This is a genomic window from Chitinophaga varians (assembly GCF_014529945.1).
Taxonomy (GTDB): Bacteria; Bacteroidota; Bacteroidia; order Chitinophagales; family Chitinophagaceae; genus Chitinophaga; species Chitinophaga varians.
Genome location: NZ_JACVFB010000001.1, coordinates 1,386,279 through 1,400,281 on the forward strand (window position 1 = coordinate 1,386,279; position 14,003 = coordinate 1,400,281).

The following is a 14,003-nucleotide window of genomic DNA, read 5'->3' on the forward strand; positions in this document are numbered from 1 at the left end:
GTATCAAAGCCGGCTTTATTTTTGCCCTGCAAACACAAACTGTTACTCATGAAAAAGATCCTTTACCCGGCAGCTGCCTTGCTGGTAATGCTGATGGCTGCTTTTACCTTTATCACTACCCAAAACTGGAAGATCAGCAGCGGATATTCCATCAAATTCACCGGTAAGTATGCAGATGGTGCTTTTGAGTCTATGAAAGGCTCCGTCATATTTGATGAAAAAGACCCCGCTTCCGCAAAGTTCGATGTGCTGGTGGACGTATCTTCCATCAATACCGGCAACGGCCTCAAAAACCGCCATGCCCGGGGCGAGAAATGGTTCGACGTGGACAAGTATCCCTACATTCATTTTGTTTCTTCCGAAGTGGTAAAAACCGCTGCCGGTTATGATGCGAAAGGTACGCTCGATATGCACGGCATTAAAAAGCCTTTCACCATTCCCTTTACTTTCACTCGTAATGGTGATAAAGGCGTTTTCCAGGGGGCATTTAAAGTCAACCGCGGCGACTTTGGCATTACTACTCCCCGGGGCGATGAATCCGATTATACCCATCTTACAGTAACCGTTCCTGTTACTGCCAAATAATATGCGACCTGTACTTTTCCGGTGTGGCATGGCCACCGGCCTGATCGCGGCAGCATTGTCCGTGGGGTACGCCGTTTTTTACCAGACGGCGCTGGGGGTGGATTTTTCCCGGGTGGCGCCGGCAGCGGCCATCGTCAGCGCCAACATAGGCGCTGCAATGGTGATGATGATCGTCTGCTGGCTGCTGGAACGTTGGAAAGGAGAAGTGCCCCGTAGTTTCAATGGCTGGCTGGTGTTGTTTTCGGTAGGCAGCGCCGCTATCCCTTTTGTGGTCAGCCTTCCGCTGGATATCCCCGCGCCGGAGCTTTTCCCCGGCCTGACAGCGCCCATGCACCTGTTGCCGGCCCTTATCTGGCTGGCCTTACAGCCATGGTGGACCATTAAAAAATAACTTTTGATGTTCGGCCGGTATTCCTATCTTCGCTACTGAACTTTGTTTGTGTACCGATAAGACTATAGAATGGACCTGATTATTAATGCCAGGCAAGCTGGCAGAAAACACGCGCTGATAGAGAAACAAAAGATTGTCATAGATGATTTGCCCGTTAACCCGTCACTCCGCGCCTTGCTGGCAGCTGTTGTCAAACAACAGGTGACTGCCTATAACGACAAGCCTTTAGAGAAAAATCTTTTGCCCTTTCTCTCCCGGGAACAGATTACCGACCAAACAGGCACCGGAAAGGTGGGCTTTGGCAGTATCTACAACGAAAATAAAGCCGATCTGGCCAAAGCACAGGAGACAGCGATGCTGGCTTATGAAGATGGACTGTTCGCTGTTTTCGCCGATGAGGAGGAGTTACAGGGGCTTGATCGTACCTTTGTACTACATCCCGAAACCGTGATTACCTTCATCCGGCTGACCTTCCTCGCCGGTAGTTTCTGGTAAAAAACATTGATGCCGACATTCATTTTTTAACCCGATTACCATACCTTAATTTGTTTGACCATGGACGTTAAAGAATTCCTGAAGACCAGGACTAAACCCCATTACATCGAAAATCTGGTCACCGACCTGAAAGCCGTTTACAGCGGCGAAACCACACATCCGCTGCTGACAAAGGACACCGCCGAAATAGTGTTGATCCTGCTCAACGAACTGCTGGCGCGTGAAAAGCAACATGGCTACTACCAAACATTTGCAATTACCTATAAGGACGAGAAATATGTCCGCCTGGAGGAACTGCTGAAAAGCGGTTTCTGGGACACGGCGGAAGGCGCCAACCTGTTGGAATACCTCTTCGGCAAGGAAACAGGCGCCTGTGTTAAACATGCCTGGCATCAGATACCTTATCAGATGTACCAGACAGGTTACGCTCGTCGCTCTTTCCGGGCACCGGGCGATCCTGAGGTCCATTTCGTGCTACAGCTGGAATTCCTGCGGCAGGCTATCCCTCAGGCTCACCAGTTTTCCTACTATCCTAAAGTGGAATTCATCTGCTTTGACCTGACCCTGGAGGAACAGCTGCGTTGCGAAGGACAACTGTTGGAGGTAGCTTTATTCCGTGTATGGGCCGCCGCTATCGATCTGGGCAATGAATCCTTCTTTAAAGCATGTGAAGATATTATCTATAATAAAGATCCGAATGGAAAGGTGAGCCGCGTGCTGATCAAAGCGCTGCTGACCAGCAACAAGCAGGCGGCGTGGGAACTGGTGGAAAAGCTGCTCCTCGCCGCGCAGCGGCAGGAGGGGCTGCGCCAGGCTGTGATGGAATCACTGGATGAAACGTCGGTAGGCGCATTGAAATACATGCTCAAAGTAGTACTGGACAATAAGCTGACCCGCTTCTCGTCTGTTGTTCGGGCACTGGACGTATGGGCCGGTCTTTTCTGGGAAGCAGAAAAAGAAACCACCGTCCGTACTTTCCTGGAAAAAGGCCTGGAATATCTCGAGGCGCCTAACACCATCCCTGCGGCCGTAAAAAGCAAAAATAATACAGAGGTATATATGGCGCTGTGGGCGCTGGGCGTACTGGATGTCATGGCTACGCCACCGCTGGTATTTCAACTGCTGGAAGACAAGAGCGCTGAAAAACGCTCCCTGGCATTGAAGTTCGCCGTGGAAACCAGTTACTATAATGTAGACATGCCGGCTGCCTATAGAGGCCTGCTGGATACCGACCTGGCCGTAATAGCCAGAGCAGTGGTGATCATCAACAACAAGGTCCACTATAACGCAGCCCATTATGATACCTACTTCCCTGAGCTGTTCGACAGGCTCCATGCCATCATTCAACAGGTAAAAGAAAAGGAAAAAACATTTGAAGGAAATATATTCTCGTGGCTGACCATCAAATATGAACGTAACAACGTGTTCGATGCGATGATCAAAATGATCAATGACCGGGAAGACAGGCTGGAGATGGTGTTGGGGTATTTTGATGAGATGAATGTCTCCCTGCGTGAACAACTGTCCCGTAGCCTGTTGAAAGGGTATTCTCCGTATAGCCACCAACAGGAGGAAAAACAGGGGCCGCTGACGCCATTTCAGCGAAACTTCGCGCTGCGCCTGCTGAAAGACAGAGGAGAATATGTGGTGTCTATTGCATTTAACGCCCTCCATGGCCAGCAATTTACGCTGCCGGAAATGGAAACGTTTACGGATATACTAAAACGTAAAGGCGCCTCCGTAAGGAGCAAGGCAATCGACATGGTGCTGAGCCAGCAGGACGATATCGTGACCGCGGTAACAGAGAAGCTCCTGCAGGGCGATGTGGAGCAACGCCTCGGTGGACTGGATATCGCGCTGCGTCTCCAAAAAGGTAATCGTCTCGCTACACAGCGTGCCGGATGGATCACCACTTTCAGAGAAAGAAAAAATGTCTCCCAGAAAGAAGAAATATTATTATCACAACTTTCGGAAGACAACAATGTATTGTCTTACTCTGCGGAGACTGGCTACGGATTATATGACCCGGCTGCTATCTCGCCGGTAATACTACCGCCGGCAGATCCCAACGATTACTATGGCAAATGCCTGGCGGAAGGGCCTTACGGCTTCTCGATGCCCCTGGAGCAGTTGCATGAACAGTTCACTAAACTCATTGATTTGTTTCAGCAACATGCCACTTACGAATACGAAGTGGAGAACTATGACAATTCCAAATCCATGGTGCTGCTGAGCAACAGCTTCCAGAACCGCAAGATATACACCTATAAGTTCACTTCTGACGAAGAGAAATATTCGTACTATCCGCTGCCGGAAGTATGGGAGGCCTGGTATCAGGAAAGCGGCCTTACGCCACGGGATATTTTCTTACTGACTTCCCTGATGAACCTCGCGCATAACATGGAGCATGAAGGGGATGGGGGAGCTATCATGAAACAGTTCCTGCCCGTTTACGAAAACGTACTACCGGAAACGCTGAGTAACAATCGTCGTTATCAATACTACAATCACCCGGTACGGCAAGTGGCCAGCGTTCTTCAGTTAATTCATCCGTTTGAACAACGGGAAGCGTTTCTTTTAGGAGGCTGTAAACGGGTGTTTAATGCGTTGTCCCCGGAATTGCTACAGTTCAGACAAAAAGCTTATCATGGTGTGACGGGCTGGCAAAGCATTTCGAAGATCGGAAGTTTTCTGGAGTATTTATATACGATGCCCACCGACAAGCAGCTGATAGAAGATTGCTGGAACCTTTACCACTGGCGGCAGTTCTCCGGTTTGCCGGAAATGGCGCCAGGTTATCTGCCACCATTGCAGGTATTCATCAGCGCATTTGAAGCCGGGATAATATCTGAAAGTGAGATGTACCGCGGGTTGATCAGCCCGGAGAACATGCGTACGTTGTCCGGCAGCCGCAAAGGCAAAAACAAAGACCACTACTTTGAGCAACATCCCTTCCTCGAAAAGATGTTCCTGAAGGTCAGGGAGCATTTCCTCGATATTGAACTGAAAAGGGGAGACTCCGCTACGCCTGTAACCCATATGGTGCAGGTGCTGGGAGCTATTTACGGCGTTAAACGTTTTGGTGAAATATGGGCCGGCCTCGGGAAAACAACGCTCAATCGTGGGTATGTCTATACCTATAACACCGAAGCCATGAGCAAACAGAAAGTATTCAGCCTGCTGCTGAAATGCTGTTTCCCATTGCCGGAAGATACCCGGGAGCTGTTCGATGAAACGGTGAAGAAAGTCAAACTGACGGAAGCACAGCTGATAGAAGCTGCCGTCTACGCGCCACAGTGGCAAAAGTTTGTGAGCCAGCACCTGGGCTGGAAAGGACTGGACTCCGCCATCTGGTGGATGCACGCCCATACCAAATCAGCCGGCAATGAACAAAATGCGGAAGCGGAAAGTGAAATTGCCCGTTATTCTGCGGTAGACCTGCAAGACTTTAAAGATGGCGCGGTAGACAAAGACTGGTTTGTAAAAGCCTATAAAGAACTGGGCAAACAACGCTGGGCTATCGTATACGAAGCGGCCAAATTTATCAGTGATGGTAATGCGCACCGTCGTGCGCGTTTATACGCTGACGTTATCACCGGCGACCTGAAGATCAAGGAAGTGACGCAGAAGGTAAAAGAAAAGCGTGATCAGGATTACCTGCGCCTCTATGGCCTGATACCATTGAGCAAAACCAATCCGGAAAAAGACGTATTGGCCCGCTATGAATATCTTCAGCAGTTTAAAAAAGAAAGTCGCCAGTTTGGCGCACAGAAACAATCCAGCGAAGCGCTGGCACTGAGAATTGCCATGGAAAACCTGGCGCGTAACGCAGGTTATGCAGATCCGCAGCGACTGACGTGGGCCATGGAAACCCGGCAGGTGCAGGGCATTCTGTCTAAAGAAACACAGGTGCAGTACGACGACGTGATGATTGGACTGGTGATAGACGAAGAAGGTCAGGCTGATGTGGTGGCCTTCAAAGGGGATAAGCAGTTAAAGGCTGTTCCTCCGAAATACAAAAAGGATAAGAAAGTAGAGGAGCTGAACGAGTACCGGAAAACGCTGCGTGAGCAGTTCCGCCGTTCCCGCAAAGGACTGGAAGATGCCATGGTACGCGGCGATGTGTTTACTTTTGAGGAAATCTCCACGCTGTTTGAACATCCGGTGATTGCCAAACATCTGGAAAAACTGGTGTTCATCACCGATAAGGCGCACGGCTTCTATCACAGCGGCAGCCTCACAGACGCCAACGGAAAAGCGACGAAGCTCACCGCCAAAGATGCCATCCGCATTGCACATAGCAGCGACCTGCATCAGGCAGGCGTGTGGAGCGATTATCAGCGCTACTGCTTTGAGAAGTCTGTTCAGCAGCCGTTCAAACAGATTTTCCGGGAGCTGTACGTGCCGCTGGAAGATGAACTGAAAGAGGTGTCGGTGTCCCGCCGTTATGCCGGTCATCAGGTGCAGCCCACACAGACAGCCGCCCTGCTCAAAACCAGAGGCTGGAAAGTGGACTACGAGGAGGGCTTGCAGAAAGTGTTTCACAAGGAAGGCTTCGTCGCCAAAATATATGCGATGGCCGATTGGTTCTCACCAGCGGAAGTGGAAAGCCCCACGCTGGAGACGATTAAGTTCCACGATCTTAAAACATATACGCCGGTAGCGTTTAAAGATATTTCTCCGCTGATCTTCAGTGAAGTGATGCGCGATCTGGACCTCGTGGTGAGCGTAGCCCATGTGGGCGGGGTAGATCCGGAAGCCAGCCACTCTTCCATTGAAATGAGAAAGGTGTTGCTGGAAGAAACCGTCCGGCTCTTTAAGCTCCCGAACGTGAAGGTGAACGGTAATCACGCCACCATCAAAGGTAAATTAGGCGAATACAGCGTGCACCTGGGAAGCGCGGTAGTGCATCAGTTGCCGGGAAGATATATTTCTATTCTGCCCGTCCACTCCCAGCACAGAGGCCGGATTTTCCTCCCGTTTGTGGACGAAGACCCGAAGTCAGCAGAGCTGATCTCCAAAGTGCTGTTATTGGCAAGGGACCATGAAATACAAGATCCTACTGTTCTGGAACAACTATCACATCATTAAGATAAACAATTGGTAGCCCCGGGCATTAGCCCGGGGTTTTTAATGATCGTTTTTTTATCAGTAATATTCTGTATGTTTGGTTTTTACCAGTCAGGACGTAAGCCTAATACTGTCTGCTATGCAGGGACTACAGGATGTTTCCAATGAATTGATGAACCATTTTTCGCTAATGCTGGAATATGTGGCCGGTTTGAAAAATAACCACGCTGCCTCCCTGAGCCCTGTTCTGTTGCTGGTGAATGCCGAAGGACAGCAAATGGAAGAGGCGCCCTGCCTCCCCACAGCAGACGATTGGTTTGATCAACGCCTCCGCGAAAACGATCCTCTGTATGCTGTTTACGTGAAAGATGCCCTGTACACCGATGATAAAATGCAGATCTCGGGAGAAGCGTTTATGTTCGTCCTCTACGATAAAAACTATCAGCATCGGGTGATACTGGCCCAGCCTTATGCGGGGATGCCGTTTCAGTTGGCCGGCACGCCGGTGATGCTGGGACTGTTATCCAACGAACCTTTATATACCCAATCACCTGCATTGTCCCGCCCGGAGCCGCCCCCGGGAAAGCCTTTATGGAAATTCCGCTGAATTGTGCCAATTTGCAGCCACATGAGGCACCGTTATTTCATTATCTACAAACCATATGACATGGTCTCCCAGTTCATCAGTTCTGATAAAGACAAAGTGAATCTGCTGGGTGATCTGGATTTTCAATTTCCGGAAGGGACGCATGCGATCGGCCGGCTGGACAACCATTCGGAAGGATTGCTGCTGCTCACGACCAACAAAAAAATAACCCGGTTGCTGTTTCAGGGAGAACGGCCACACCAGCGTACCTATCTCGTACGGGTCAAAGGGCATATGTTGCCGGAGACATTACAACGGTTGCAAACAGGTGTCCGGATCCCTATTACGGGGCAGCTGGAATATATGGCGGTACCTCATAAAGCATCTATTGTACCCAGGCCCGCCGGCTTGTTGCTCCGTCCTTCGGAAACACCGGAGCGCGCGCCGCATACCTGGTTGCTGATCACCCTCACGGAAGGCAAATACCATCAGGTGCGCAAAATGGTAGGCGCGCTCAATCACCGCTGCCAGCGTCTGATCCGTGTGTCTATTGAAGACATGGAGCTGGGGGATATGCAACCGGGAGAGGTAAGGGAGCTGGATGAAACCACCTTCTTCGAGCGCCTGAAATTAGCGACCGACCTATAAAATAAGACCCGAAAATGGGAATATCCCATTAGGAAGCGCCTTCTTTTCTTGTTAGGTTTGCTTGTTGGAAATCATGCTATAACAAGAATTTTTTATGAGAAGAGTTTTCGTTCTGACGCTGTCTTTGGCGTTGGGCATGGGGCTTCATTCCGCCCGTGCCCAGGAAAAACGTTATCCGATTATTCCTTATCCGCAGCAGCTGGTCCCGATGGAGGGAGTCTTTACCATTACCGGCAATACCCGCCTGGTATTGCCTGCTAATGCGCGCCCATTTGCCAATGAGGCGGCACAGCTGCAGGCACTGGTGAAACAGGGTATTGGCACTACGCTGAAAACAGCTACCATCGCTTCCGGCAACGCTATTGTGCTGAAGCAGGACCTGACGCTGGCAGGGGAGGAAGATTATACCCTGCAGGTAACGCCGCAGCAGTTGCAGATTGGCGCTAAATCACCGGCCGGCTTTTTCAGGGCCATCGTTACGCTGCGACAGCTGATGCCGGCCACCATCGAAGGCCGCACTACCGGCAACCTCCGGTCGGTGGCCATTCCGGCTATGCAGCTGACAGATCATCCGGTATATGCCTGGCGCGGCATGCACCTCGACGTGTCCCGCCACTTTTTCTCTGTCAGCTATCTGAAGAAATTCATCGACCTGCTGGCGCTGTATAAGATGAACAAACTGCACCTGCACCTGACGGACGATCAGGGCTGGCGCATCGAAATCAAAAAATATCCCCTGCTGACTTCCGTAGGCGCCTGGAGAGAATGGAACAACCAGGATTCTGTTTGCATGCAGAAAGCCAAAGAGAACCCGGACATGGAGATCGACCAGGAGCATGTTATCCATAAAGATGGTAAAACCCTCTACGGTGGCTTCTATACGCAGGCCCAGATGAAAGACATCATCGCCTATGCGGCGGCCCGCCACGTAGAGATCATCCCGGAAATAGATATGCCGGGCCATATGATGGCCGCTATCCGCGCCTATCCTTTCCTGACCTGCGACGGTAAATCCGGCTGGGGCAAGGATTTCTCTACGCCTGTCTGTCCGTGTAACGAAAGCACTTTCCGTTTTGCAGAAGACGTATATACGGAGATAGCAGCGCTTTTCCCCTCTAAATACATGCATCTCGGCGCCGATGAAGTGGAGAAAACCAGCTGGGCTGCCTCACCGCGCTGCGCAGAAGTGATGAAGGCCAACAACCTGAAAAGTGTGGAAGAGCTGCAGAGCTACTTCGTTAAAAGAATGGAGAAATTCTTCCATAGCAAGGGCAAAGTGCTGATCGGCTGGGACGAGATCCTGGAAGGCGGTATCAGTCCCACGGCCATCCTCATGTACTGGCGCGCCTGGGTGCCCGACGCTCCGGTGAAAGCTGCCCGCCACGGCAATCAGGTGATCATGACGCCCGGCAATCCGCTCTACTTCGACGCTACTCCCGACCGGAACTCCCTCGGCAATGTATACCACTTTGAACCGGTGCCCAAAGGCCTCTCCGCCACGGAAGCGAAAACGATCATGGGCGCACAGGCAAATATCTGGACGGAGTACATCCCTTCCGAGAAACGTGCGGACTATATGTTCATGCCCCGTATGACCGCCCTCGCCGAGGTATTATGGACACACCGGCAGCATTATGACAACTACCTCCAACGGTTAAACGAACAATTTGCCCGCCTCGATCAGCTGGGCGTACATTACCGCTTACCTGACCTGGAAGGCTTTACAGAAGACAATGTATTTGTCGATAAAGGCATGCTGGAAGTAAAGGCTCCTTTAACCGGCATGACTATACGTTACACTACCGACGGTTCCATTCCCGGCCCACAGTCGCCCGTTTTGCCGGCGGCGTTGCCGGTAACGGCTCCGCAAACCTTTAAGCTGGCGGCTTTCAGCCCGATGGGCAACCGCGGGGACATATACACCCTTCGTTACCGTCAGGAGGCGTATGCTAAAGCATTGGCCAACAAGCCGGCTACGACAGGCTTTCAGCTGGACTATTTCAAAGGCGCATTCAAAACCACGGCTAAAATAAAGGCTACACCGGATAGTACGCTGCATACCGACAAGGTGATCATCCCGGAGGGGCTGGGCCATGGCGAAGCCTTCGGCGCCCGCCTGCAGGGTTATTTTTATGCGCCGGAAACGGCCATCTACAGTTTCTATCTCACCTGTGATGACGGCGGTATGCTTTATATCGACAACCAAACGGTGGTGAACAACGATGGCTGGCATGCTCCTTTACAGAAAAGCGGCCAGGTAGCTTTGGAAAAAGGCTGGCACCCGCTGAAAGTAGATTTTGTGGAAGGCGGCGGCGGATACACGCTGAAACTGGAGTATAGCGTGAAAGACGGCCCGCTCCAAAAATTATAAGTGTGGTGACCATGATACCCGGGGCTTCAGCCCCGGGGTACTGCTGATCGGGGATATAAACGAAAGATCTACTCCCGTTTGTTTATATTGCAGGATGTTTCTGTAAGAAAATGAATTGTATGAGTATTAGCTGTAGGCTTCGATCAGCAGTAATCATGGTCATCATTGTTATGTTAACCTGTTCTGCATACGCCCAAACCCGGGATTATGACCTCGCACAGACCTTGTCGGGGCTTTCTGTTTCCCAAAAGAAATTATTATATCAATACGGTACGTTACAGTCGTACGCCGGGCAGCCTGTGGCCGACAGTTTCTGGCAGCGGCATGCGCAGGAACTGAAAGCAGTAAACCGCGAGGAAGCGGGTATACTGGCCACGGAGCTGTTGACCAATACAGAGCTGGTATATAAGGTAAAGCAACCTTCCCGGTTGCAGGCGCTGCGTGGCGTGTTTACCGCCTCGCGGATGCTGATAGGGCTGGCGGGGCTCATCGCGGCATATTCCCTGATTCAGTTGCTGAGCCGTTACTGGAGCCGTATATATGGCTGGCTGTATGCTAAGCTGTATCGTTTGTTCCGCAGGATCTTCTCACCGCGCATGCTGACCTGGGAACTGCTGTTGCTCAGCGTGGCCGGCATCTATTGGGGTGTTCTGATAGGCGACCAGATGTTGCGCACGGTAGTTTTACAGGTAGCTGTTTTCACCTGGTGGGCGCAGCTAACGGCGGTGGCTACACGGCAAGACCTGATCAAACGTTATCTGGAACATGTGGTGGACCATCTGGAGAGGCGTAGCACCACTAAGGAAGCCATCATCGAGGTGGGGCTGCCGGCATTGGGGGCCACCCTGGCACTGGGCTGGCTGATGTTCCGTGTTCCGGAGGACTGGTACGCCTATGAGGTGATGGTGCCGGGCATGGTGGCGCTGTTTACTTTACCGCCTGTTATTTATCTGCATACCGTACTGAGGCGGCTGGTACTGCCGTTTCCGGTGGAATCGCGGCGTGCCGATAAACTGCTGGCCGTATATACTGCTGCCACGCTGCTGTTATGGATCGTATTGGTGTCGTTGCCGGCAATGCTGCCGGAAATATTGATCGCCACCTCGGCGGTGCTGGCGTGTATGCTGCTGCCCATGTCGATCGAAGAGGTGACCCGTTGCGAAACAAAGAACTATATCTGGCTGCAGCTGCTCACCGTGGGCTGGTTATGTGCCTGTGTATTGGCCGGTGGGCAACGGACAATTCCGATGCTCAACTGGATCGGTCTCGGCGGACTGTTATTGTATGTAATTGTGAAATATTGGGAGGTGCCGGTATTGTTAGGTTACTCCTGGAAAAACCGGAAAGCGCTGGGCAGCCTGGGCATGGCGGTACTCATCTGGGCTGTCGCCAGTTTAGTACGCTGGCAGCCACAATGGTTTATCTGGTTTTAGTTGAAAATTTATTTTAATTGTTTTATTTTTGCGCTCCGAAATAATCTGACTTAAGATACGCGCAGATCTGAATAACGTACTAAAAAGGCTTCTCAGGGCCTCCAAGGCGTTTGCAGGGTCTGCGTTTTTTTTCCACCCCGATGTTGGTATCCATGCGCGATGATATCCTTTCTTAGCGCGCTCCAATAAGACCTGCTGTTTAATGTCAGCTATATAATGTAATCTTCGCACTGATATCCGACCTGTCGGTTTAAAGTTGCCGTCATTACTGCGCTGCGCTTCGCTATCGGGCAAGCCGGCAGTAATCATGGCCATCGGAGTACCACTCATCATTTTTCTGCTTTGTTCCTGAAAAAGGTTACTATTTTTCATAACTGTAAAAAATACGCTTAATATTCCCGTTATGAAGAGAATCCTGGTCCTTTTATGTGTAGGTATCACCGGATACCACGCCCATGCTCAGCAAAAAGCGCCCGCTTACCCGCTGATAACCCACGATCCATATTTCAGTGTCTGGTCCAATACCGACACGCTGAATCAATCTAACACGGTTCACTGGACAGGCGCGCAGCAGGCGTTGTCTGGCATGGTGAAGGTGGACGGCGTCACGTACCGGGTACTGGGTGCCTCCGCCGGTGGACCGGAAACAGGCATTGTGCCTGCACAACAGACGGATGTGGCGGTGCATGCCACCCAAACGGTGTATCAGTTCCGGTGCGGACAGATAGCCCTTACTTTGACCTTTACATCGCCCTTGCTCGTGCGGGACCTTAGGTTGATGTCCAGGCCGGTGTCTTACATTTCCTATTGTGTTCATGCGACCGACACCCGGCAGCATGCGGTGGAGGTGTATTTTGGCGCGTCTACCGGGCTGGCCGTCAATGAGCCGTTGCAGCCGGTTGCCACGAAGCAGTTTACCAGCGGGCAGCTGTCCCTGTTGAAAGCCGGCACTGTACAGCAGCCGGTATTGCAGAAGAAGGGAGATGACCTGCGTATCGACTGGGGCTACCTGTATGTAGGGGCGCCGTCGTCAGCGAAACCTTCACAGTATGTCAGTTCCCCGGCTGAGGCAGCGCAGCGCTTTGCTGGCAGGAAGGCGGGCCAGGGCAACAAAGACCTTCAGCAGATGCTGAGCACCAGCGTGTCGCTGGGAATGGTGGGCACTGCGCCGAAGGAGCAATTGTTCCTGCTTGGATATGATGACCTCTACGCCATCCAGTACTTTAATACCAATCTGAAAGCGTGGTGGAAAGATACCCCGGCTGCTACCATCGAAAACGCGCTCAACGCGGCGTTGAAAGATTATGCCGCTGTACAACAGCAATGTGAGGCATTTGATAAGGAGCTGCGTACCGATGCCATCGCCGCCGGCGGCGAACAGTATGCTGCTTTGTGTGAACTGGCGTACCGTCAGAGTGTGGCCGCCCACAAACTGGTGAAAGGTCCCAAAGGAGAGTTGTTGTTTCTCTCTAAAGAAAATTTCAGCAATGGCTGTATTAATACGGTAGACATTACCTATCCATCGGCTCCTCTTTTCCTCCTGTATAACCCTGATCTGCTGAAGGGCATGATGACCGGCATTTTTGAATATTCCGAAAGCGGACGTTACACCAAACCATTTGCAGCGCATGATCTGGGTACTTATCCGTTAGCTAACGGGCAGGTATATGGGGAAGATATGCCTGTGGAAGAATCCGGTAATATGCTGATCCTGGCGGGTGCGCTGGCGGTGGTAGAGGGCAATGCCGGTTACGCGAAAGCACATTGGAAAACGCTGACTACCTGGGCCGACTACCTCCTGCAGGCCGGGTTTGATCCGGCTAATCAGTTATGTACAGATGACTTTGCCGGGCATCTGGCGCGTAATGCCAACCTTTCGCTAAAAGCTATCATGGGCATCAAGTCATATGCGATGCTGGCCGGCATGCTGGGTGAAACGGCAACGGCTACACGATACAACGATCAGGCCCGTGATATGGCTAAAAGATGGCAGGACCTGGCTGCTGACGGGGACCACTATACGCTGGCCTTCGGCAAGCCGGGCACCTGGAGTCAGAAGTATAATATGGTATGGGACAAAGTGCTTGATTATCATCTCTTTCCAAAGGCTGTTTACAGTAAGGAGACAAGCTATTACCTCGGAAAACAACAACCCTTTGGCCTGCCACTCGACAGCCGGAAGACTTACACAAAATCTGACTGGATTATGTGGACCGCAGTATTAGCGGACGATATGACACCCTTTGTACAACCGCTGTATAAGTATATCACTGAAACGCCTACACGAGTTCCGTTAAGTGACTGGCATGAAACAGTTGATGGTAAAAAAGTAGGGTTTCAGGCAAGGAGCGTGGTGGGAGGATATTTTATGAAGATGCTGGATGTGAAGCTGCACAAAGGAAAATAAGCACCCAGTCCGTGATT

10 protein-coding genes are annotated in these 14,003 nt (G+C 51.4%); 9 read left to right on the plus strand and 1 reads right to left on the minus strand.

What is annotated here, in order from left to right; genetic code table 11:
• Nucleotides 1–48: 48 nt before the first annotated feature.
• From ICL55_RS05135 to ICL55_RS05170, 8 genes are all read left to right on the plus strand, one after another.
• Nucleotides 49–585, plus strand: a complete 537-nt coding sequence (locus ICL55_RS05135) for a YceI family protein (protein ID WP_188094963.1) — start codon at nucleotides 49–51, stop codon at nucleotides 583–585.
• Between the two features lies 1 nt (nucleotide 586).
• On the plus strand, nucleotides 587–976 hold the full coding sequence (locus ICL55_RS05140) for a hypothetical protein (protein WP_188094964.1): 390 nt from the start codon (nucleotides 587–589) through the stop codon (nucleotides 974–976).
• A gap of 69 nt (nucleotides 977–1,045) precedes the next feature.
• Nucleotides 1,046–1,471, plus strand: a complete 426-nt coding sequence (locus ICL55_RS05145) for a hypothetical protein (protein ID WP_188094965.1) — start codon at nucleotides 1,046–1,048, stop codon at nucleotides 1,469–1,471.
• Nucleotides 1,472–1,531: 60 nt separating this feature from the next.
• Nucleotides 1,532–6,562 carry a DUF4132 domain-containing protein gene (locus ICL55_RS05150; protein WP_188094966.1) on the plus strand — a complete coding sequence of 1,677 codons (5,031 nt, stop codon included), beginning with the start codon at nucleotides 1,532–1,534 and terminating at the stop codon, nucleotides 6,560–6,562.
• Between the two features lie 118 nt (nucleotides 6,563–6,680).
• Complete coding sequence (locus ICL55_RS05155; protein WP_188094967.1) at nucleotides 6,681–7,148, plus strand: hypothetical protein; 468 nt, start codon at nucleotides 6,681–6,683, stop codon at nucleotides 7,146–7,148.
• Between the two features lie 21 nt (nucleotides 7,149–7,169).
• Entirely contained in the window at nucleotides 7,170–7,775 is a 606-nt protein-coding gene (locus ICL55_RS05160) for a pseudouridine synthase (RefSeq protein WP_188094968.1), read from the plus strand.
• 94 nt (nucleotides 7,776–7,869) lie between these two features.
• Entirely contained in the window at nucleotides 7,870–10,146 is a 2,277-nt protein-coding gene (locus ICL55_RS05165) for a family 20 glycosylhydrolase (RefSeq protein WP_188094969.1), read from the plus strand.
• A 170-nt stretch (nucleotides 10,147–10,316) separates the two neighbouring features.
• Entirely contained in the window at nucleotides 10,317–11,579 is a 1,263-nt protein-coding gene (locus ICL55_RS05170; protein WP_188094970.1) for a hypothetical protein, read from the plus strand.
• Here ICL55_RS05170 and ICL55_RS05175 read toward each other — a convergent pair.
• Nucleotides 11,541–11,951: a hypothetical protein gene (locus ICL55_RS05175; protein WP_188094971.1), complete on the minus strand. Its 411-nt coding sequence runs from the start codon at nucleotides 11,949–11,951 to the stop codon at nucleotides 11,541–11,543. The two genes, ICL55_RS05170 and ICL55_RS05175, sit on opposite strands and share 39 nt — an antisense overlap.
• A gap of 31 nt (nucleotides 11,952–11,982) precedes the next feature.
• Between ICL55_RS05175 and ICL55_RS05180 the strand changes: the two genes are divergently transcribed.
• Complete coding sequence (locus ICL55_RS05180) at nucleotides 11,983–13,986, plus strand: glutaminase family protein (RefSeq protein WP_188094972.1); 2,004 nt, start codon at nucleotides 11,983–11,985, stop codon at nucleotides 13,984–13,986.
• Nucleotides 13,987–14,003 lie beyond the last annotated feature (17 nt).